The following is a 22344-nucleotide window of genomic DNA, read 5'->3' as shown; positions in this document are numbered from 1 at the left end:
CAGTCATTTAGACTGGCATTTTTGTTTTTATAAAAAATAAAAACATTAAATTTCATGAGGTTGAAAAATATTTATAAAAATTAATTTTTCTTAAGTTTTATTTAAGTTTCGCTCGATAAATTTTACACATAACCTAAGTGGAGCGAACAATTATGCTTTCAGTTCAACAATCACATCAAACTCAAGTTCAAGAGCCTGCCTTTGTTTGCACGCGTGAAGGAGGTCAGTTCCGCGACCGTCTTGAGAGTAATATTAAGCAAGGTTTTGCTGCAGCTTATGATGCGAAAATTTCGCAGTTTATGCCGCTACTTTGTGAGCTAAATGTTGATGATGAAGTATGTACGTTAGGTCTTCGCTCTGCATCACAACCTTTGTTTATTGAACAATACCTCCCTGTGTCTATTGAGCACTTTGTTGGTGCCAAGCGTGAGCACATTTTTGAGTTAGGTAATTTATGCTCAACGCATCGAAAAGCCACCTTGGCACATTTTGTTTTAATGAACGAAGCACTCTATCAAGCGGGAGCAAAATATTTAGTGTTTTGTGCAACCCGTAAAGTCAGAGCGCTATTAAAAATGCTGGGTGTAAATTGCAAAGAAATTGGTGTTGCCAATGCACAAGCACTCCAAGATCCAGCAAGCTGGGGGAGCTATTACGACAACCAACCAACCATTTGTGTGGTTGACCTAAACGAAGCACATCAACGTGTATTAAACACCCCAGTTTTATTCAATATTAAACAGCAGTGTTTACAGTCATCCCTTGAATTGGCTGTTTATTTGGAGGCGTTATGAGCTGGTTAACACAGTTACCACACAAAGATAGCGATACCTTAATGGTTTGCCATGAAAGTAATGGTGTGCGCTCAATAACTAAACAAGATTTTACTGAACAAGTAACTCGTCTGTTAGCTACTTTGGTTGAGTTTAATGCCGAGGGTGTCGCCTTTCAATTAGATAACACACCTGCTTGGTGTGTATTAGAAGCTGCGCTTAGCGAACTTAAAAGAGTGGCAATTCCGCTACCAACGTTTTTTACGGCTCAGCAAATAGCGTTTGGTTTGCAAAACAGTGGGGCAGGGCTATTTGTATGTGACCGCGCTTACGAAGGTGAGCATGCAAGGTTAGTGGCGTTAGTCGATGTATGTAAGCATTACCCTTTATATGTTTATCAATTGACTAATACACAGCCAGTTCCTTATTTTGCGAACACGCAAAAGATTACCTTTACGTCGGGCTCAACGGGTACACCAAAAGGTGTGTGTTTATCGCTTGAGAGTCAATTGCAGGTGGCAACATCACTTTATCAAAGCATTGGTTTAGAAAAACCAAACCATTTGTGTTTACTGCCGTTACCGGTTTTGCTTGAGAATTTAGCCGGTGTGTATGCGCCGCTATTAGCGGGTGGCACGGTTAACTTAGTGCCTTTAGCTGAACTTGGGTTTTCTGGCGCACAGTTACTTGAGCCACATAAATTCATAGCAGCCATTGAACGCACTGAGCCAAATACCCTTATTTTAGTGCCTGAGTTGCTGACTTGTTTAGTGGCTTTTGCAAAGCAAGGCTGGCAAGCACCTAAAAGCTTAAAGTTTATTGCAGTGGGTGGCGCGGTTGTAAGCCAAGCACTTATTAAGCAAGCCCGAGAGTTCGGTTTACCGGTTTATCAAGGCTATGGTTTGTCTGAGTCTTCATCGGTGGTGAGCCTAAACACGCGCGATGATGACGACATCGACACCGCAGGGCGAGTTCTCAAACATATCCAATACAAAATTGAAAATGGTCAGCTTTATATCAAAGGCTCATTGTTTTTAGGGTACTTAGGTCAAGCAGCGCAAGATGCTGATGACTGGTATGCAACTGGCGATCTCGTCACTGAGCAAGCAGGCCGCTTGGTTATTCAAGGTCGCTTGAAAAATCAGCTGATCACCAGCTTTGGGCGCAATATCAGTGCCGAGTGGCCAGAGTCGTTATTGCTTAGCCACAGCCAGGTACAACAAGCGGTGGTGATTGGCGAAGGCCAAGCATTTTTAGCTGCGCTTATCTATGCAAACCAAGCGATGAGTGACGATGAACTTGCTGCACATATTACGGCACAAAACGCGCAACTACCCGAATACGCACAGATCAAAAAGTGGCATCGAATGGCAGAGCCCATGAGCCACACGCAAGGTTTATTAACCAGCAATAATCGCCCCAAACGCGATGTTATTAATCAATTTTTTGCTACAGAGATTTCAGCACTTTATCAAGAGGCGACGAGCATGAGTCAATTTTTCAATACATTACAAGCCGAAACACAGAAAGAGCGTGACTACCTTTTAGCTGCGCCAATTATTAGCCGCGTTTTTAAAGGTGAAGTCAGCCTGAGTGAATACGCATCGTTCTTAACGCAAGCTTATCACCATGTTAAACACACCGTGCCACTGCTAATGGCTGTAGGGGCAAAGCTGAGCGATAAACAAGAGTGGCTGCGCGAAGCTGTTGCAGAATACATCGAAGAAGAGTTAGGCCATCAAGAATGGGTGCTAAACGATATTGCAGCCTGTGGTTTTGATAAAGAGTTAGTGCGTCATTCTCGTCCACAGTTTTCGACTGAATTAATGGTGTCGTATGCCTACGATACAATAAATCGCGGTAACCCATTGGCCTTCTTTGGCATGGTGCATGTGCTTGAAGGCACCTCGATTGCCTTAGCCGATAATGCAGCGGGGCAAATCCGTGAGGTTGTAGGTTTACCTAAAAAGGCGTTTACCTACCTTACCTCGCATGGTGCTCTTGATATTGAACACGTGAAGTTTTTCGAAAATCTGATGAACAAAATAGATAACGAGGACGATCAGCAAGCGATTATTCACGCCGCAAAATGTTTTTATAAACTGTACGGCAATATTTTCCGTGACCTCGATTCAGAACCTTTCTTTAGCGAGGCTGACTTGGAGCAAAGCGCATGAGTAGCCCAGTGTGTGTGCTAACCGGTGCAACAGGGGGCATTGGCCGTGCTATTGCCCTTCGCCTTGCAAAAGAAGGTTGGCGTGTATTATTGGTAGGCCGAAATATAAAGCAACTTGCTGCATTGCAATTGGAGTGCGGCAATGACGCTGAGTATTTTCAAGCCGACCTAAGTAACAGTGAATCTCGCAATGATCTTGCTAAGTTTGCCCAGCAAATTGGCGGCGCAACGCTGCTTATCAATAACGCGGGCGTTAATGTGATGCAAGGCTTTAGTGAAATAAGCGAGCAGCAAATTGATCATCTGTTAAATATTAATCTAAATGTACCTATTAAATTGTGCCAGCTGTTTTTACCACAAATTACCCGTAATAAAGGCACGATTGTGAATATAGGTTCATCATTTGGCAGCATCGGCTATCCGTATCAAACCTTGTACTGTGCCAGCAAGTTTGGCCTTAGAGGAATGACCGAAGCCCTTGCCAGAGAGCTTAGTCACAGTGATGTGAAAGTATTGTACTTAGCGCCTCGTGCCACCGATACCGCGATTAACTCGCCACAAGTAAGGGCAATGAACAAAGAGTTGGGTAACACCATGGACCCGCCTGAAAAAGTGGCTGATGCATTAATAGATTTAATTAAATCCAAAAAACGTCGCCGTTTTATCGGCTTTCCAGAAACATTATTTGCTCGTATTAACGGGGCATTTCCATCATTAGTTGATAACGCAATAGCAAAACAACTTCCTAAAATTAAAAGTTTTTTTGCCAACTAAATTGATTAAGGTGAATGATTATGACTAAACTAAATTTTAAAGCTCTAATGATGATAGCTGTTATCATGGCTGCGCCTGCAAAAGCTGACTTTAATAGCGATTTAAGTTCGGTGCAAAAGCAATGGGCTGTGGTTAATTACGAATTAGTTGACGATGCGCAGCTAGATGCCTTTGAAAAGTTAGCGAATGAAACCGCAGAGTTTACAAAAGCGAACGATCAGCAAGCGGCAAGCCATATTTGGTACGGTATCGTGTTATCGAGCTATGCAGGTGCGAAAGGGGGATTAGGTGCGCTGGGTCTTGCAAAAGATGCCAAAGCACAATTTGAAAAAGCGCTTAAGCTTGATCCACAAGCACTGAATGGTTCGGCTTATACAAGTTTGGCAACTTTATACGGCAAAGTGCCAGGTTGGCCAATTGGCTTTGGTGATGATGATGAAGCCAAAAAACTGTTTAAAAAAGCCCTTGAGCTAAATCCTTATGGAATCGATAGTAATTATTTATATGCGTCATTTTTATATGATGAGCATAAGTATCAGTCAGCTAAAGAATTTTTATTAGTAGCTCAGCAAGCGCCAGCGCGCCCTGATAGACCAAAGGCAGACCTTTACCGCCAACAAGAAATTACTAAACTATTGGCTAAGGTAGAGAAAAAATTAAAGAGATAAGCTATGCATTTATTGCTCGTTGAAGACGACCACTTAGTGGCAGAAGGCCTGTGTCGTTCTTTACGTCAACAAGGTTATAGTGTTGAACACAGTGCAACCGTTAAGTCAGCGATGCAATGGCTGCAAAATGATGAAATTGAGCTGGTAGTCCTTGATTTAGGACTACCAGACGGTGATGGCATCGACATTCTAAAGCACATCAAAAAGCATCGTAAAAACCTGCCGGTGGTGATTTTAACCGCTCGCGGTAGTATTGATGATAAAGTCATGGGGCTAGATTTAGGTGCTGATGATTATCTTGCAAAACCTTTCGATCCCGCTGAGTTATTTGCACGTCTTCGGGTTGCTAGTCGGCGATTGACCCAAGCTCAAACCAGCACCTTAAAAGTTGGCGATGTTGAAATGGACACCGCCGCATTTACCGTAAGATTTCAAGATGAGCCGGTAAACTTGCCGCGCAAAGAGTTTATGCTCCTTAAAGCCTTGCTAGAAAACCAAGGTCGCGTGCAATCAAAGCAGCAGTTAGAGAATAAACTCTATGAATGGGGCGAAGAGGTGGGGTCAAATACCATCGAAGTGCACATTCATCACTTGCGTAAAAAATTCCCAAAAGAGTTTATTAAAACCTTGCGTGGTATTGGTTATGTGGTGGGTAAACGCTAGTGTCAATTCGTAAAAGGCTGACATTACTTATCTTATCCATGGTGATCCTAACCTGTTTTTTGGCTTTTACTAAAGGTTATCGTGAAAGCATGAATCAGGCTGAAGCGCTGCTCGATAACGAGCTGGTAACGTTGGCGCATGTGTTAATCGAACAACCACTCAGTAATGAAACCCCAGCTTATACGAGTGATTTACCGCAGTTATTATTTCAAGTTTGGGTTGATGACAGCTTGGCCTCAAGCTCAAAGTCATTGCAGAATAACTCTAGCAATCAAAGTCAGTGGCAAAGCGGGTTTAGTGTTGAGAATTTGGCTGGGCAACGCGTCAAAGTGTATCGCTTAAGCGAAGGTAATAAGCGCGTGCTTATTGCAGAGCCTTTGAGTAAACGTGTGGCGCTCACCGAAACTGTAATTTTATCGGCCATGACGCCGCTATTATGGAGTGTGCCTATCCTTGCTCTCCTTATTAGTGTATTTGTAAAACAAGGGCTTGCGCCACTAACTCGGTTGTCGAATCAACTTAAACATCGTCAGGCAAATGACTTTACGGCTATCCCTTGGCAAACCCCAGAGCAAGAAATAAAACCCGTAATTAGCCGACTAAACGACCTATTTAAACGGGTTGAAAGTGCTTATTTACGAGAGCGCTTTTTTGCCTCTGATGCAGCCCATGAACTGCGCACACCGCTGAGTAGTTTAAAAATAAATGTACATAATTTAGTTGCCCAAGGTATCGATAGTGTTGAGCTTGATGCGATGGAAAAAGGCGTTGATAAGTTGAGCAATATCGTCGAGCAGATGCTAATTTTAGGGCGGACTTATCCAGAGCAGTGGCAGGCGCAATTTAGTTCAGTGTCGGTGTTAGAAATTAGCCAGCAAGTTGTTGCACAACTTTATGATCGTATAGACGAAAAAGAGCATACCATAAGCATTGATGGCGATGATTTTATTATTGCTGGTGACGAATTTACCTTGGTTACTTTGTTTGGCAATTTACTGAGTAACGCCATAAAATACACCCCAGCTGTGGGAGAGATTTGTATTACCCTGAAAACCGAAAACAATCGTTTTATCTGGCAAATAGATGACTCGGGACCCGGTATTGATGAAGCTCAAAAACAGCGCATTTTTAATCGCTTTTATCGCGTGGGTGGTGATAAACATCCATCGGGTGAGCAAGGAGCCGGGCTTGGTATGGCCATTGTTGAACATATAGTATCGATTTATAACGCTGATATTACTTTAGCAGACAGCCACCTTGGCGGCTTGCGAGTGAGCGTGTCCTTTATGCAAGGAGACCTCAGTGAATAAATGGATTGCTGCACTGTCTATGTTGTTGTGTATGTCATCTTGGCTTGCTTGTGCCAAAGAATACAAACTGATCTTAAAAGATCATTTGTTTTATCCCGCTGAAATAAAAGTACCTGCCAATAAAAAGCTACGTTTACTCATCGAAAATCAAGATAACACTCCTGAAGAGTTCGATAGCTTTGATTTAAACCGCGAAAAAGTGCTTTATCCTGGCCGAACCAGTGTGATTTATATCGGCCCACTAAGCCCTGGCCGTTATGACTTTTTTGGCGAATTTTCGCCTAATACGGCCCGAGGAACGGTTGTGGCTACGGAGGTAGATAATGCTGATAACTAGTTTATTAATGAGCATTAATCAGCTTTTACCGGTTGTGATTTTAGCGGTGTTACTCAAGTTGATAGTACCACTTAATCAGCGACAATTAGGTTTATATGCTGTTATTGGCACCATTATTAGTTTGCTATTTGTACAAGGTGCGGCGACGATGAGCCAGTTGTTTGAACATCGTGGTTTAGAGTTCATTCAAATGTTGCTATGCATCCTGATTTTTGTTGCGGCATTAATCAGTTGTCAACAAAACACTGTAGCCGCCGCCGCTGCTCTCATTGCAACAATGACCCTGTATTTGAGCCATTACATGATTTACCTAGTGAGTTTTTGGCACAATAAAGATGCTGCTGAGCCTTTACTGCTTGGCACTTTTCTAGGAATAGGAATTTGTGTCAGCTTTGGTATTTTATTGTTCTTTTTGCTGGAAAGTGTTGCCAGACGAGCGAAAATGCAGCCATTGATTGTATTGCTTGCCTTAAATGCAACAGCAAAGTTATTAATATTTCTTGATTTAGCGAGTCAGGTCGATTTAATTGATGTGACTTCAAGCTATCTAGATTGGCGCAACTTTTTAGCCGAAAACTCAGAACTTGGCCGGGTGCTAAAAGCCTTAGTCGGTTACGAAGCCACGCCAAGTAAAACCGCGCTTTGGGTATATGTAATTGCGAGCGCCGTATTTATTGCCTTGGCTCGCGCTCTAAAAGTTAAACATAAAAAGGAGCCTGTATGCGGTTCTTAATAATCAGTTTTAGCTATCTGTTTGCAATTTGCTTTGCACACGTTGTCCATGCAGATGGCATGGTCGTTGATAAAGTATATCATCCTTACGTATTGCCTTTTGAACGTGAAGTAGAGTGGCGCTTAGTGTCTAGGCAAACCGATAACGGTAATGTGCTTGCACAGCGCGCAGGTTTTGGTGGTGCAATTAACGACACCATGAGCCTTGAAGGGTATTTAGTTGGCGAGCGCGATGATAACGGTGACTTTGGCTTATCTTCATATGAGGTGGAGTTACGTTGGCAACTTGTAGAACAAGGGCGTTTATGGGCAGATTGGGGGGCACTATTTGAACTTGAAAAGCAGCACACTATAGATGCATACGAAGCGACGACTGGCTTTTTATGGGAAAAAGAGTTTGGTCGTACTAGCCTGACTATGAATGCATTTTTAGTGTATGAGTGGGGGGCTGATATAGAAAATGAATGGGAAAGTGAGTTCCGTTTGCAGTACCGTTATCGCTATCGCTCTGCATTTCAGCCATCAATAGAAGTTTATGCTGGCGAGGACTTTTTTGGTGTGGGCCCTGGTTTTATTGGTTTGCATCGTTTTAGTGCGAAGCGTCAATTAAAATGGGAAGCAGGATTTATAAGTGAATTATCGCAATCAGGCCGCGACCATAGCTTTCGCTTGGCTTTAGAGTTTGAGTTTTAATTTCGATAGTGTTTGACTTATTCAAGTAACTCTATATAGTAGGCACCAGCTAGAAAGAAAGCGTGTAATTAATAAATCTTTATTTCGTTGTTGTATAAGTAATACTTGTAGTACCGTCCTGAAGTTTTTAAGTACCATCTCATTTTTTGCTACACCCGCCCATTAGGGCATGTTTAATTTTTTTATATCAGGAATAATACTATGTCTAACATCGTATCAGGTACAGTTAAGTGGTTTAACGAATCTAAAGGTTTTGGTTTCATCGAGCAAGAAAATGGCCCAGACGTGTTTGCACACTTCAGCGCTATCAAAAGCGACGGTTTCAAAACTTTAGCTGAAGGCCAACGTGTAGAGTTCACTCTTTCACAAGGTCAAAAAGGCCCACAAGCGGATAACATCACTCCGTTATAATATTTGCTGAAAAGTAAATATTAAGAAGAAGCAAGCTACGGCTTGCTTTTTTTGTGCCTAAAAATTGACTGAAGATATGAATATTTCTATATTTAATTCGGCTATCTAATGAGGATGTACGAATTATCATAAAGTATTTGTTTTTAGCTTGTCTTAGCTTTGCTCCGAGTTTGATGGCAAAACAAACTATCACCATTTATACAGAGCAATTTCCACCCTATAACTTTTCCAACAAAGGTCACCTAGAGGGTATTAACCTAGAGTTTGTTAGGGCAATGTGTGTGGATGCAGAGATTGAGTGTCAATTTGAGCTATTGCCTTGGCCTAGAGCCTATCATTTAGCGCAAAAAAAGCCATTGTCTGGTTTAGTGTCAACTGCGCGTATTACCGACAGAGAAGCACTATTTAATTGGATAGGCCCGCTTGCGTCATCAAAAAACTTCTTTTATCGCCTCAAATCTAATGAGCACATCAACCCGCGTGACCTAGCACAAGTAAAAGAATACAGCGTATGTACTGTTAGAGAGAGTATTTACGAAAACTTTTTAGAGAGCTTAGGGTTTAAAGCAGATAAGAACTTATTAAAAGTAAGTCATTACTATGAATGTATAAATCTGTTTTTAAAAAACAAGGTTGAATTAATTGTTGGCTCTGAGTTGTCATTTCGGTATTTATTAATGCAATACGGCCATTATGGGCAAGAGGTTGTCAAACTGGTTGAGTTACCGCTTGAGAGAACACAAGGTAACTTTTTAGCTCTTAATAAAGATATCCCTGATGAGATCTTATTAAAACTACAGACAAGTTATGATCGATTGATTCAGCGCGGTTTACTCGAAAAATATATTGCAGATTATTTTGTCCCAATAGAGTAAAGCTAGTTTGTTGTCATCATCACGTTTTGGTATTGGGTTGTTTTTGAAACCTCAACAAACGCTTGTTTAAGCGCCTTAATATAGCTTGGCTGCGTATTTAGGCTCGCAGCTAAATAACCTTTCATAGTTAAAAAGTCGATAGCGTAAGCAAAGCTAAAGCGAGCCTCATCTAGTGCTAGCTGCTCAGCCATTGCACTTATATAATTTTTATCATCAATAATTAAATCGACCTTGCCCGCCATTAATAACTGATATGATTTAGTGATGTCTGAGGTATATACCACGACATAACCTCGCTCAGTTAAGCGTTGAGCCGCTAGGTCATGTCGTTGTACGGCAATCTTGTATTGTTTAGCCTGTTCGTTTGAGGTGATGTTTATATCGCTGCGAGAGCTTAATTTAACAAAGCCCATTTGATAAGTTGCTATTTCTCCAATCCAATGAAATAGAGCTTCTCGTTCGGGAGTTTTAGCCATGCTAAAAATAAGTGTGTTCGGTTTCTTTAGTGCCATGTTGTAAGCACGTGCCCACGGATAGAGCTCAATATTTGCCTGTAAATTTGCTTTAGCAAAAATAGCTTTGACTAACTCGGTGCTGTCACCTGTTACTTGATTATTAATTAACGTTTGATTTGGCGGAGAAAGCTCAGTGACAACCGTAAGTGTTGGTGTACTGAAGGCAGGCCAACTGAGAAAAAATATCAGTATAAAAAGTTGAAAACGGTTCATGCGGATACTTAAAAAGACTTAGTAAATAAATCTTAGCACATAAAAACGATAAAAGGGCCTTGCGGCCCTTGGTGAAGTATCGTTCAAGTCAGATAGACCTTTAACCCCTTAAAGTTCTATCCTATTGTTTTGCAACTACGGCTCATCTCATTAAGTTTCTAAGCTAGCGAGAGGAAAAAACCTGCAATTGCTGCACTCATGAGGTTAGCCATAGATCCTGCTAACACTGCTCTGAGCCCTAAGCGTGCGATATCCTTTCGCCGACCAGGCGCCATACCGCCCAATCCACCTAGTAAAATTGCTATCGATGATAAGTTAGCAAACCCACATAACGCGAATGTGACAATCGCTTGTGTGTGCGCACTTAACGTATCGCGATAATTAATAAAGTCGAGGTAAGCAACAAATTCGTTAACTACAACCTTCTGACCTATAAAACTGCCTGCGATTACTGCTTCGTTCCACGGTACACCTAATAACCATGCCACTGGAGCGAATACGTAACCTAAAATTTCTTGTAGCGTTAATGTTGGGTGATCAAACCAACCACCAATACCGCCTAATAGCCCATTTAGAAGTGCAATAAGTGCTACGAAAGCAAGTAACATCGCACCTACATTTAGTGCTAGTTGCATACCGTTTGCGGCACCTGATGCTGCTGCATCAATTACGTTAACCGGTTTTTCTTCTTGTATCTCTAAATCTGCTAAATCTTCTTTTGGTGTTTCTGTCTCTGGCACAATCATTTTTGCCATCAAGAAGCCACCAGGTGCTGCCATAAAGCTGGCTGCAATTAAGTATTTAAGCTCTACACCAATTGTTACGTAACCTGCCATAACTGAACCTGCTACGGTAGCAAGGCCACCTACCATTACCGCAAATAGCTCTGACTTAGTCATGCTGGCGATAAATGGTTTAACAATCAATGGTGCTTCTGTTTGGCCAACGAAAATATTGGCGGTTGCAGAAAGCGATTCAGGGCGCGAGGTTTTCAATAGCTTTTGTAAGCCGCCGCCTAGAATCTTGATTATCCAATCCATCACCCCGATGTGATACAACACAGCAACCAGTGCTGAGAAGAACACAATAACGGGCAATACTTGTATCGCAAAAATAAACCCTAAGGTATCTTGCGATGCCAGTGAGCCAAACAAGAAGCTAATCCCGTCATTGGCATAACCAATAACTGATGACACTCCTCGAGACATACTTGCCAGTACGTTTTTACCCACTTCGAAGAACAAGACAAAGCCACCAATTAGCACTTGTAGCAAGAAGGCGATGCCTACTGTTCTTAAATTAATTGCTTTACGGTTCGTTGAAGCCGCGAAAGCAATGGCTAGTAGCACAACAATGCCTACTAAGCTCATAAATGTCGTCATACTGACTATTTCCCGTTGTTATTGTTGCAGTAAATATTTTATTTTACTTTTAATTATATCAATGGCAACGCGATTCATACCGCCGCGTGTGACTACGAGATCAGCTTTGTGCTTTGATGGCTCAATAAACTGATAAAACATAGGTCGCACTGTCGCTTGATATTGATCAACAACGGACTGTAATGTTCTGCCACGCTGCTCCATATCTCGTTGCATACGGCGCATAAGGCAGATATCTAACGGTGTATCAATGAACACCTTAATATCAAATTCTTTTCGAAGTGCCGGATCACTCAGTAGCAAAATACCTTCAACGATAAGTACTTTTGCAGGTGCCACTCGACGCGATTCATCGCTGCGGGTGTGCATTGCATAGTCATAAGTTGGTACGTCTACTGATTTTCCAGCGCGCAACTGAAGTAAGTGCTCATGCAAAAGCTCATGCTCGAAAGCATCAGGATGGTCGTAATTTGTTTGCGTTCGATGGTCAAACGGCAAATGCGACTGATCTTTGTAATAAGCATCTTCTTCGATCACTGCGATCGCGCCCGGTTCAAGCTCATTGACTAATTCGTTATAAATCGTCTTGCTAAAAAGAGACTTGCCCGACGCAGATGCGCCAGCAATAGCTATAATTGTTCGTGTCACTAAAGTTCTCGCCCACACAGAAGGAAACATTGTTAGGTAGATCACAATAGCAAAAAAGACACGATTAATCTCTTTTGCTTCGCTTAGAGATGCAAATTTATAATGTTTCTGTTTTATGAAACAGGACTTATGTCCTGTACCAAAAATTCGAAGAGCATATAAAGTAGCCACATATTGATAACGAGGTACCCATGGCAAGAGCACTTATCTTAATGGCAGATAGCCTAGGAATTGGCGCAGCACCCGACGCAGAGAAGTTTGGTGATGTAGGCGCAAATACCTTTGCTCATTTACTTAAAGCCTATGCAGAAGAAACCGGTGAGCAGTTATCGCTACCTAATCTTACCCGTTTAGGTTTAGCTGATGCATGCGAAGCCGCAGGTAAAGAACCTTGTTTAGTCAGTGACCGCCAAGCACCTATTGCCGCATGGGGTTACGCTAAAGAGTTGTCAAGTGGTAAAGACACGCCTTCAGGTCATTGGGAAATGGCCGGCGTACCTGTGTTATTTGATTGGGGTTACTTCCCAAACACACAGCCGTGTTTTCCACAAGAATTTGTTGACGAGCTAATTGCTCGTGCTGGTATTCCGGGCATTTTAGGTAACTGCTATGCCTCAGGAACAACCATTTTAGAACAACTAGGTGAAGAGCACATGCAAACCGGCATGCCGATTTGCTACACCTCAGTTGATAGCGTGTTTCAAATAGCCGCGCACGAAGAATCATTTGGACTGGAGAAACTTTATCAGGTTTGCGAAATCGCACGGGCGCTGCTTGATGAAATGAACATAGGAAGAGTGATTGCGCGGCCATTTTTGGGTTCGAGCCGTGACGATTTTGCCCGCACAGGCAATCGTCGTGACTATTCGGTGCTGCCACCGTCGCCAACCTTGCTTGATAAATTATCGCAAGACGGCGGTGAAGTGATAAGTATTGGTAAAATTGCCGATATCTATGCGCATCAAGGCATCACCCAAAAACACAAAGCACCAGGGCTGATGAACTTACTTGAGAAAACCTCAGAAGTCATCGCAAGTGCACCTGATCATAGTTTGATTTTTACAAACTTAGTTGATTTTGATGAAAAGTACGGTCATCGCCGTAATGCAGTCGGCTATGCTAAAGCATTAAAAGAGTTTGATGATTACCTACCAACCATCTTAAATCAGCTAAATAGCGATGATGTGTTAATCATCACTGCCGATCACGGATGTGATCCAACTGCAGCAGGTACTGACCATACACGTGAATACGTGCCAGTACTTGCTTACCAACCGGGAATGACAAACACCCCGCTTGGAGAACGAGCTAGTTTTGCAGACATAGGTCAAACCCTTGCCCAGTGGTTTAATCTTCCTGCACTTGAATACGGTGATAGCTTTAAAGATGAGCTATTAGCGAACAAAAAAGGAAACCAATAATGAGTACTCCTCATATCAGTGCCAATGTAGGCGAATTTGCAGAAACGGTATTAATGCCGGGTGATCCGCTTCGCGCTCAATACATTGCTGAAAACTTTTTAGATGACGCAAAACAAGTAACAGGCGTTCGTAATATGTATGGTTTTACCGGTACCTACAAAGGTAAACCAGTGAGTATTATGGGCTCTGGGATGGGTATTCCATCAATGTCAATTTATGCCCGTGAATTGATCGTTAGTTACGGTGTTAAAAATCTAATTCGTATTGGTACCTGTGGCGGTATTGGTAGCGACATCAAAATCCGTGACGTTATCTTTGCACAAGGTGCAAGCACAGATTCAAATGTAAACCGTGCACGCGTGCGTGGTTACGACTTTGCCGCTATTGCTGATTTTGGTTTATTACTTAATGGTGTAAACGCAGCAAAAGAATTAGGCATTGAAGCAAAGGTAGGTAATGTATTTACAACAGATACATTCTACCAAGCAGATAACACATTCTATCAAGAATTAGACAAGCTAGGCGTACTTGCTGTTGATATGGAAACAGCTGGCATGTACGGCGTAGCCGCTGAGTATGGCGCAAAAGCGATGGCACTATTTACTGTTAGTGACCACGTAATCACTGGTGAAGCAACACCAAGTGAAGAGCGTCAAAGCACTTTTAACGAAATGGTTAAAATTGCTTTAGAATCAATTTAAATAAGTTCCTTGGTAACGTATTCACTGAAATTTGGAAACACGCCCAAAGTGAAGTGAGACTAACCTCAAAGCCGCATTTATGCGGCTTTTTTTATGGCTACTTATTTACCTCGCGTAAAATCCAGTTTGTATCTCGCAACTACCCCTTAAAACTTGAAAATTCAAGCAATTGTTGCCACCTTTAATAGAGGAACAATACTCGAGGGTTTGTATGTCTAATTGGATTGAAGCAAAAGTTAAAGACGTTAAATGGTGGACCGATTCATTATTTAGCTTAATTGTTAATGCCGATGTAGAGCCATTCACGGCTGGGCAGTTTACAAAGCTTGCAATGCAGGTGGGTGATAAACGCGTAGCACGCGCATATTCTTACGTGAATGCACCAAATAATCCTGATCTTGAGTTTTATCTGATTAATGTTAAAGACGGACAACTTTCTCAACAGCTTGCACAATTAAAGCCGGGCGACTCAGTAACAATTGAGCGTCGTGCTACAGGCTTTTTTACTCTTGATGAAGTGCCAAGCAGTGAACAGCTATATATGCTGAGCACAGGAACGGCACTTGGACCTTTTATATCAATATTAGAGCAGGGCGAAGTGTGGCAAAAGTTTGAGCATGTTCATTTGGTACATGGTGTACGTTTTAACGAGGACTTAAGCTATCAAGAGCGAATCAAAGCGCTCCAGCATCAGTACCCAAATCTTTACTATTCGCCTGTAGTCAGCCGAGAGTCAGCCACTGTGGGATTTAATGGCCGGATCACAGATGTGATCAAAGACCGTCGTTTATTTCAAGTTATAGACCGTCCTGTAGCTCCCGACACCACACAGTTTATGATTTGCGGTAATCCAGAAATGGTAAAAGATACTACAGCTATTTTGTTAGAGCTTGGTTTTAGCCGCAATAGACGTCGTGAACCTGGGCAGATCACAGTAGAGCAATATTGGTAAAAAACTATGCCAAACAGCTATAATTTGCTACCTTAGCGCCTTTATTGAGGCATGATGCATTTAGGAAAATTATGAAACCGTTATTTTTTGCCATCAGTTTACTATTCACATGGCAGGTTTTTGCTAGTGACCAAACTAGTGAACAAAGCCAGCAACAAACCGAACAAAAAACAGAAAAGAAAGATGTTGCACGTTTAGAATTTATTGAAGACAAAGCTACAGAGAGCGAAAGCTCTGCGGTAATTAAAAGCCAAACTGAAGTAACTAAACCAGAAGCCGTTAATAAGGGCACTGAAAAGAAAGAAGCTGCAATCGCGACGGTTGCCGAAGCTGATGATAGTAAGGTAATAGGCTCTGTAAACCCGGCACCTGCTGCGCAACCTAAAACCGCAGCTGAAAAGCAAGAAGCAGTTGCTGAAGCAACAAAAGCAGTAAACCAAGCTAAAGAAGCCTTAACAGCCAAACAGCAAGAAAAAGCTCGTCAGTCACGAGAATCTATGGCTGTAATCGAGCAAGTTATTGCCGCGTACAACGCTCGTAATATCGATGCATTTATCAAAATGTATGATGAAAATGTAGAGTTTTATACGTTTCCAAATGAGCTTATGTTTACCGGTAAAGAAAAGCTAATTGCACGATACGGTATTATGTTTAAAAAATTAAAGTGCATTAAGTCTTCACCGATAAAACGCATTGTGCACGGTAATATAGTGATTGATCATGAACTATCAGAGACTTGTTCAGAGGATCCCAAAGTCGTTGATAAGCGAGCTGAGTTTGTAACTAGTTATCAAGTCGAAAACGGCAAAATAACCAAAGTGTTATTCTTTCGTTAGGCATTAGAAAAGAGCAGCGCAGCTGCTCTTTTTTGTTGGGTGAAAGTTAGTGGGTTCAAGTTAGCAAGAGTAAAGTTAGCAAGTTACAAGGGGAAAGATGCGAGTAACGAGGTAGCAGCGATTTTACATCGCGTCTTAGAACCTAAATCCTAGCGCCTATTACGCGGGATAAACCCGCTGCTACATGTAGGCGTGAAACTTGTTTCGCGCGTCTGACTGACCGCTCTTTTCTACGTTCAATTCGGCACTAAAGTACCTCCTACAATGCCTCGAACAAGGTTTTCATTGCAGAGAAAAACACTCGACCTAACCAACCCCGCCGTTCGACTGACATCTAATATCTGACCTCTAACGGCTAAAAGCCAGCGATTTTACATCGCGTCCTAGCACCTAGCACCTAGCACCTAGCACCTAAATCCTAGAGCCTAAATCCTAGCGCCTATGACGCGGGATAAACCCGCTGCTACATGGGGTTAGGTTAAACCGTTTCATTTAACAACGAATTAAAGCTGTCGTTGTCGTGAAGGCTGGCAAAAGCGCTTTCGTGTAATAGCTCGTTACGAAGGTTTGGTGAGTATTCAAGTGCCATACGAATATCGGCCATCGCATCAGCATGTTTATGAAGTAATGCATAAGCACACGCACGTTGCCAGTATGCATAGCCATAGTCACTGTCTATTTCGAGGGCTTGATTACATAGCTCAATAGCCTCACCCGTTTCATTTATTTCTAACAGTGCATCTGCTTTATAAGCAATCGCTTCTACATCTTCAGGCTTACGTTTTAATATTTCGTCAAAAATTTCTACTTTATTTGCAACATCACTTTCTAAGTTAGCACGCATCCACAGTGAATGAACTTCGTTAGTGATCGAGATTTTTTGCTGATTTAATAAGATCTCTTCAGATCGCTCACGTAGTTTTTCTTCAAGAACTTTTAAGCGCTCTTCGTATTCTTTAGTGATGGCACTAACACGCGTATTTACAATATCTTCTACTTTGTTTTTCACATCACGCAGTGAATTCCAACCAACTAAAACCAAAATTGAGGCTGTAATTGTAATAATAAAAAACACATTATTGATGGTGTCTGTCGTGTAGGTTAACGCGCGATCGGCTGTATCTAACTGTGTATGAGTGACTTGCTTAGTGACATCTTCTCTCAGTTTTTGCTGATCTTGGCGAACTGCTTTCAACTCATCAAGAATATAACGCTCTAAAAGAGGCTTATACATTGGTTCTTGAAGGTTATTCAGTGCTTGTTGTTGTTCGGCTTCACTAAGGGCTGGGCGGTTTTCAGGTTCATTTTGGGCTGCCGCTAGCGTATGAAAGCTCATTAAAAAAGTGATTAAAATTAAGATATAACGCATAACTTATTTATGTTTAGTGAAATCTAGGTTCACTTTAACATGCGTGAGCACTGGGGACTAGGCAAAAAAAAGCCAACTCGGGGGAGAGCTGGCCAAACTGCTTAAACAACATAAAGTCGTAAGGGGTATCAACAGGAGTTAGGCATAAATATACCTGTGTCTATCTGAACAACCACTTAATACTAAAAGGTTTTTTAAAAATTCAAAGTCAGTCTTTAAGAATGGCTATGTTCGTCTAGACTTAAGTTGATGTAAAACTAAAAGGTGATGGTATGCGCCAACAACTAGTCCAACTGCTCTATGGAGTATCAATTTCATCTGATCTTGACAGTGGTAATGTTGAATTAGCTGAACGCTTAATCCTTAATGCTGTTCTTGATGGCCTAGAAATAGGCAGAGCTGGGATCTGGCTCTTAAATGCCGAAAACACCGCCATTGAATGCCGATTATTACTTGATAGAGAAAATAATCAGGAAATTCAGACGCTGGTTCTTCCACGCGATGCATATCCAGCATATTTTAAAGCGCTCGATACCCAGCGGACTATCACCGCAGAAGATGCCCATACCGATCCAGCCACCTTTGAGTTTAGTGAAAGCTACCTGAAACCGCTTAATATTGGCGCTATGCTCGATGCGCCGATTCGCTATAAAGGTAAAATGATCGGAATATTTTGTTGTGAGCATATTGGTGGAGCAAGGCACTGGAGTGAAGATGAGTGTTCATTTATCGGTGCATTAGCAGATTTATATGGCAGGGCACTGTCGGCTCAAGAAAATGAACGAACCAATGCCAAACTTGAACGTGCCAATCAATTATTAGAGCAACGGGTGGCAGAGCGAACTCGCACGCTCGAAGTGACCTTATCTGAATTGACGACCATGCAAGAAAAGTTGATCGAATCAGAAAAAATGGCTTCGCTTGGTAACCTTGTGGCGGGTATAGCACATGAAGTAAATACCCCAATTGGCATTGCAGTCACCGCGAATAGCTCCGCAAAAGATAAACTTAATACCTTAAATAAATTAATAGAGTCTAATACGTTAACTAAAACGGCATTACTTGAAGGAATGAATCACTTAAATGAATGTTTTAAGATTTCTTTTGCAAATCTTGAGCGCGCGGCAAAGCTAATTAGTGATTTTAAGCAAACAGCTGTTGACCAATCATCTTTGAACTTACTTGAAACAAACATCAAAGACTACCTTGAAAATATTTTACATAGTTTAATGCCATTGACCCGAAGTCATAATATCGAAGTCGATATTCAATGTAATGACGACCTTAAGCTAATAACTGTACCTGGGGCATTAAGCCAAATTTTTCTGAATCTTGTTAACAACAGTTGTGTACATGGGTTTGTGGGCAGAGATCAAAATAAAATAACAATATCAGTAACCGTTGATAAACAAAGCGATACCTACTCTATTTGCTATTTAGACAATGGACATGGCATGAGTGAAGATGTAATGCATAAAGTGTTTGAGCCATTCTTCACCACCAAACGTGGCAATGGCGGTAGTGGTTTGGGTATGTCGATAGTTTATAACCTTGCAACGCAAGCACTGCAAGGTGAAGTAAGCATCGATAGCAAGCCAAATAACGGCGTTACTGTTACCTTCAAATTGCCGCAAAAACTTGCATAACTAATTAATTTTTAAACAAGTTGCAGGCTAAATAATCTGGTGACTGGGTAATAAAATTAAAAATTAATCAGTTTGCTTGGCAAGGCAAGAAATATCAGTGCATTTGTTGTCTTTGCAAAACTGCTTAATACGTTTTTTAGAATATAAATAATTTAGGCTTATAGGTGTTATTAGTAGCGCCAGCCAAAACATAACCGAGCTTCGAAAAGTTAATCCCACAAGCGAAGCAACTACGAGGCCCGTTAACATCAAAATAGGTAAATTGGCGATAAAAAAGTTAATGCTTAGTTGTCTAGCAACGTCAGGATTAATGGTTTTCATAAGGGCTACTCGCTGTTTAATAATACCCTTATAAAATGAACGGTTTTGCAAAATGAATCAAATCAGATTTTTCTATCGGTGCAATCGATTTAAAACCATGTTCTTAATCTAGCTTTATCAAAGTACAACTCCTATAGTTTTAAACAACAGGAACTTATTTGCTATTAGTTATTCATAACTATTAGAAAATCTCTCTTTATGACGAAAGGAATAAAAGCGACTTTTTAGCGTTTCGTCATATTTTTAGCTTATGAGGAGCACATAATGAGTAATGGAAAAACGGGCCAGTGCCCGGTAATGCATGGTAGTAACACTGTCACCGCTCAATCAAATACCGACTGGTGGCCAAACGCACTCAATTTCGACATTCTTCATCAACACGACAGCAAAACGAATCCTTACGGCAAAGACTTTAATTACGCAGAAGCTTTCAAATCTCTTGACCTTGAAGCTGTTAAAACCGATTTAAAAAACTTAATGACTGAAAGCCAAGAGTGGTGGCCAGCTGACTGGGGTCATTACGGTGGTTTAATGATCCGTATGGCATGGCACTCAGCGGGTTCATACCGTTTAGAAGATGGCCGTGGTGGCGGTGGTACAGGTAATCAGCGTTTTGCGCCATTAAATTCGTGGCCAGATAACGCTAACCTAGATAAAGCACGTCGCTTACTTTGGCCAATCAAAAAGAAATACGGTAATAAGCTTTCTTGGGCAGATTTAATGATCTTAGCCGGTAATATGGCATATGAATCAATGGGTTTAAAAACCTTTGGCTTTGCCGGTGGCCGCGAAGATATTTGGCACCCAGAAAAAGACGTTTACTGGGGCGCTGAAAAAGAATGGTTAGCACCCAGTGATGAGCGCTATTCAAATGTAGCTAAACCAGACACCATGGAAAACCCATTAGCAGCGGTACAAATGGGCTTAATTTATGTAAACCCAGAAGGGGTGAATGGCAACCCTGATCCGCTTAAAACGGCTGAACAAGTTCGCGAAACATTTGCCCGTATGGCAATGAATGACGAAGAAACTGCCGCACTTACAGTGGGGGGTCATACCGTGGGTAAAACTCATGGTAATGGTAGCGAAGAAAACGTTGGCCCTGAGCCAGAAGCGGCTGATGTGTTTGAGCAAGGCCTAGGTTGGAACAATCATAATTCACGCGGTATTGGTCGCGATACCATGACGTCGGGCATCGAAGGCGCGTGGACAACTCACCCAACCAAATGGGATAACGGTTATTGTTACTTGCTGCTTAACTACGAGTGGGAACTCAAGAAGAGCCCAGCAGGTGCATGGCAGTGGGAGCCAATTGATATTAAAGAAGAAGACAAACCAGTTGATGTTGAAGATCCATCAATTCGTTTAAACCCAATCATGACCGACGCCGATATGGCAATGAAGATGGACCCAACCTATCGTAAGATTATCGAGCGTTTTAACGATGATTTTGAATACTTTAGTGATGTGTTTGCACGTGCATGGTTCAAGCTGACGCACCGCGACTTAGGTCCTAAATCACGTTATTTGGGTGCCGATGTACCAAGCGAAGATCTGATCTGGCAAGATCCGATCCCAGCGGTGGATTACACCTTATCAGACAGCGAAATTAGCGAGCTTAAAACCAAGCTACTTAACTGTGGTGTAAGCCAAGCTGATTTAATCACTACAGCATGGGATAGCGCCCGTACTTACCGTGGTTCAGATCATCGTGGTGGTGCAAATGGTGCACGTATTCGCCTAGCGCCGCAAAAAGATTGGCAAGGTAACGAGCCTGAGCGTTTAGCTAAAGTACTAAGCGCACTTGAGTCAGTACAAGCGAGTTTAAGTAAACCAGTAAGCCTAGCTGACTTAATTGTTTTAGGTGGTACAGCAGCGGTTGAACAAGCAGCAAAAGCCGCGGGTGTTGATGTAACTGTACCATTTGCGCCGGGTCGTGGTGATGCTACAGACGAGATGACAGATGCAGACTCGTTCGACGTACTTGAGCCAATTCACGATGGTTTCCGTAACTGGTTGAAGAAAGATTACGTGGTTTCAGCAGAAGAGCTAATGTTAGAGCGTACGCAATTAATGGGCTTAACAGCACCAGAAATGACCGCCCTTGTTGGTGGTATGCGTGTACTAGGCACTAATCATGGCGGCTCTAAGCATGGCGTGTTTACAGATAATGTAGGCACACTTAGCACAGACTTTTTTGTAAACCTAACTGACATGGCTTACACATGGAAGCCAACAGGTAATGGTCTTTACGATATTATCGAGCGCAGCACGGGTGTAACTAAATGGACAGCAACACGCGTTGATTTAGTGTTTGGCTCAAACTCAATCCTACGCTCTTACGCAGAGTTTTACGCACAAGACGACAACAAAGAGCGTTTTGTGAAAGACTTTGTCGACGCATGGGTAAAAGTAATGAATGCTGATCGCTTTGATATTTAATTTATAATTCCTTTAAGTACAAAGGCTACACAGTGTGTAGCCTTTTTTAGTTTAGGGAAGTTAGCGAGTTACAAGGGGAAAGGGGAAAGTTACGAGGGGAAAGAGTAAAGTTACGAGATACGAGATACGAGGTAGCAGCGATTTTACATCGCGTCTCAGCGCCTCGGTGCTTTCTATGGTTCCAATAACCTTTTCGCAAAGAGAAGTGAAAGAGGGTACTTCAGATGATTATTAAATGTATATTAGTCTGCTGGATCTTTTTCTAACCACAGAGGACACAGAGAGCACAGAGTAAGAGAAGGAGAAACCATAATCTCTTTGTAAATATTGTTTTCTCTGTGTAGCGCGCAGCGCCTCTATGTACTTATATGGACTCCCCGTTTTTTGTCAACGGAGTATTTATTAAATAAAGATTAGATGCTGGCTTATATACGGACTCTATTTGGGGAGCTACCCCTGGTCACTTTAATGTATTCGCCCCTTTAT

General features: G+C 41.9%; 21 protein-coding genes and 1 pseudogene. 18 read left to right on the top strand and 4 right to left on the bottom strand.

Going from position 1 to position 22344, the window contains the following annotated elements; translation table 11 throughout:
• The first annotated feature begins 152 nt into the window (after nucleotides 1-152).
• The 12 genes and pseudogenes from NH454_RS19085 (at nucleotide 153) to NH454_RS19030 (ending at nucleotide 9412) form a co-directional block, all read left to right on the top strand.
• Nucleotides 153-794 carry a thermostable hemolysin gene (locus NH454_RS19085; protein ID WP_138558406.1) on the top strand — a complete coding sequence of 214 codons (642 nt, stop codon included), beginning with the start codon at nucleotides 153-155 and terminating at the stop codon, nucleotides 792-794.
• Nucleotides 791-1786 (top strand): annotated as a pseudogene (locus NH454_RS19080) (AMP-binding protein); the annotation flags it as partial. The gene NH454_RS19085 and the pseudogene NH454_RS19080, both read left to right, overlap by 4 nt.
• Nucleotides 1787-2260: 474 nt before the next feature.
• Complete coding sequence (locus tag NH454_RS19075) at nucleotides 2261-2950, top strand: iron-containing redox enzyme family protein (RefSeq protein ID WP_212748200.1); 690 nt, start codon at nucleotides 2261-2263, stop codon at nucleotides 2948-2950.
• Nucleotides 2947-3723: an SDR family oxidoreductase gene (locus NH454_RS19070; RefSeq protein ID WP_135926692.1), complete on the top strand. Its 777-nt coding sequence runs from the start codon at nucleotides 2947-2949 to the stop codon at nucleotides 3721-3723. The genes NH454_RS19075 and NH454_RS19070 overlap by 4 nt, the downstream gene beginning before the upstream one ends.
• Before the next feature lie 50 nt (nucleotides 3724-3773).
• On the top strand, nucleotides 3774-4391 hold the full coding sequence (locus NH454_RS19065) for a hypothetical protein (RefSeq protein ID WP_235404164.1): 618 nt from the start codon (nucleotides 3774-3776) through the stop codon (nucleotides 4389-4391).
• A gap of 3 nt (nucleotides 4392-4394) precedes the next feature.
• Nucleotides 4395-5054: a response regulator transcription factor gene (locus NH454_RS19060; protein WP_253039960.1), complete on the top strand. Its 660-nt coding sequence runs from the start codon at nucleotides 4395-4397 to the stop codon at nucleotides 5052-5054.
• A complete protein-coding gene (locus tag NH454_RS19055; protein WP_253039958.1) occupies nucleotides 5054-6364 on the top strand; it encodes an ATP-binding protein in 1311 nt (436 codons plus the stop codon). Before NH454_RS19060 ends, NH454_RS19055 begins: the two co-directional genes overlap by 1 nt.
• Before the next feature lie 19 nt (nucleotides 6365-6383).
• Nucleotides 6384-6701, top strand: coding sequence for a cupredoxin domain-containing protein (locus NH454_RS19050; RefSeq protein ID WP_199527545.1), 318 nt, complete (start codon nucleotides 6384-6386; stop codon nucleotides 6699-6701).
• Nucleotides 6688-7434 (top strand): iron transporter, encoded by a 747-nt coding sequence (locus NH454_RS19045; RefSeq protein ID WP_253039956.1) that lies wholly within the window; start codon nucleotides 6688-6690, stop codon nucleotides 7432-7434. The genes NH454_RS19050 and NH454_RS19045 overlap by 14 nt, the downstream gene beginning before the upstream one ends.
• A complete protein-coding gene (locus tag NH454_RS19040; RefSeq protein ID WP_135926697.1) occupies nucleotides 7422-8126 on the top strand; it encodes a hypothetical protein in 705 nt (234 codons plus the stop codon). Before NH454_RS19045 ends, NH454_RS19040 begins: the two co-directional genes overlap by 13 nt.
• 201 nt (nucleotides 8127-8327) lie before the next feature.
• Nucleotides 8328-8537, top strand: a complete 210-nt coding sequence (locus NH454_RS19035; protein ID WP_036972536.1) for a cold-shock protein — start codon at nucleotides 8328-8330, stop codon at nucleotides 8535-8537.
• A 173-nt stretch (nucleotides 8538-8710) separates the two neighbouring features.
• The gene (locus NH454_RS19030; RefSeq protein ID WP_253039954.1) at nucleotides 8711-9412 is read left to right on the top strand and encodes a transporter substrate-binding domain-containing protein; all 702 of its coding nucleotides are present in this window, start codon (nucleotides 8711-8713) and stop codon (nucleotides 9410-9412) included.
• A gap of 2 nt (nucleotides 9413-9414) precedes the next feature.
• On the opposite strand, the gene NH454_RS19025 is transcribed toward NH454_RS19030, so the two are convergent.
• The 3 genes from NH454_RS19025 to udk all read right to left on the bottom strand — a co-directional run bounded on the left by NH454_RS19025 (nucleotide 9415) and on the right by udk (nucleotide 12170).
• Nucleotides 9415-10140 (bottom strand): transporter substrate-binding domain-containing protein, encoded by a 726-nt coding sequence (locus tag NH454_RS19025; RefSeq protein WP_135926699.1) that lies wholly within the window; start codon nucleotides 10138-10140, stop codon nucleotides 9415-9417.
• Between the two features lie 158 nt (nucleotides 10141-10298).
• Entirely contained in the window at nucleotides 10299-11522 is a 1224-nt protein-coding gene (locus NH454_RS19020; protein WP_135926700.1) for a NupC/NupG family nucleoside CNT transporter, read from the bottom strand.
• An 18-nt stretch (nucleotides 11523-11540) separates the two neighbouring features.
• Nucleotides 11541-12170: a uridine kinase gene (gene udk, locus NH454_RS19015; protein ID WP_135926701.1), complete on the bottom strand. Its 630-nt coding sequence runs from the start codon at nucleotides 12168-12170 to the stop codon at nucleotides 11541-11543.
• A 191-nt stretch (nucleotides 12171-12361) separates the two neighbouring features.
• On the opposite strand from udk, the gene NH454_RS19010 reads away from it, so the two are divergent.
• The 4 genes from NH454_RS19010 to NH454_RS18995 all read left to right on the top strand — a co-directional run bounded on the left by NH454_RS19010 (nucleotide 12362) and on the right by NH454_RS18995 (nucleotide 16080).
• Nucleotides 12362-13591, top strand: coding sequence for a phosphopentomutase (locus NH454_RS19010; protein WP_138558401.1), 1230 nt, complete (start codon nucleotides 12362-12364; stop codon nucleotides 13589-13591).
• A complete protein-coding gene (gene deoD, locus NH454_RS19005; RefSeq protein WP_036972525.1) occupies nucleotides 13591-14292 on the top strand; it encodes a purine-nucleoside phosphorylase in 702 nt (233 codons plus the stop codon). The genes NH454_RS19010 and deoD overlap by 1 nt, the downstream gene beginning before the upstream one ends.
• A 211-nt stretch (nucleotides 14293-14503) precedes the next feature.
• Entirely contained in the window at nucleotides 14504-15244 is a 741-nt protein-coding gene (locus NH454_RS19000; protein ID WP_135926703.1) for a ferredoxin--NADP reductase, read from the top strand.
• A gap of 71 nt (nucleotides 15245-15315) precedes the next feature.
• A complete protein-coding gene (locus NH454_RS18995; protein ID WP_253039952.1) occupies nucleotides 15316-16080 on the top strand; it encodes a nuclear transport factor 2 family protein in 765 nt (254 codons plus the stop codon).
• A 478-nt stretch (nucleotides 16081-16558) separates the two neighbouring features.
• Here NH454_RS18995 and NH454_RS18990 read toward each other — a convergent pair whose 3' ends face one another.
• Entirely contained in the window at nucleotides 16559-17449 is an 891-nt protein-coding gene (locus tag NH454_RS18990; protein ID WP_135926705.1) for a tetratricopeptide repeat protein, read from the bottom strand.
• 272 nt (nucleotides 17450-17721) lie between these two features.
• On the opposite strand from NH454_RS18990, the gene NH454_RS18985 reads away from it, so the two are divergent.
• Entirely contained in the window at nucleotides 17722-19095 is a 1374-nt protein-coding gene (locus tag NH454_RS18985; RefSeq protein ID WP_135926706.1) for a GAF domain-containing sensor histidine kinase, read from the top strand.
• Nucleotides 19096-19680: 585 nt separating this feature from the next.
• A complete protein-coding gene (gene katG, locus NH454_RS18980) occupies nucleotides 19681-21858 on the top strand; it encodes a catalase/peroxidase HPI (RefSeq protein ID WP_253039950.1) in 2178 nt (725 codons plus the stop codon).
• Nucleotides 21859-22344 lie beyond the last annotated feature (486 nt).

This window comes from Pseudoalteromonas sp. Ps84H-4 (assembly GCF_024124645.1).
GTDB lineage: Bacteria > Pseudomonadota > Gammaproteobacteria > Enterobacterales > Alteromonadaceae > Pseudoalteromonas > Pseudoalteromonas lipolytica_C.
This window is presented reverse-complemented; position numbering and strand designations above follow the sequence as displayed.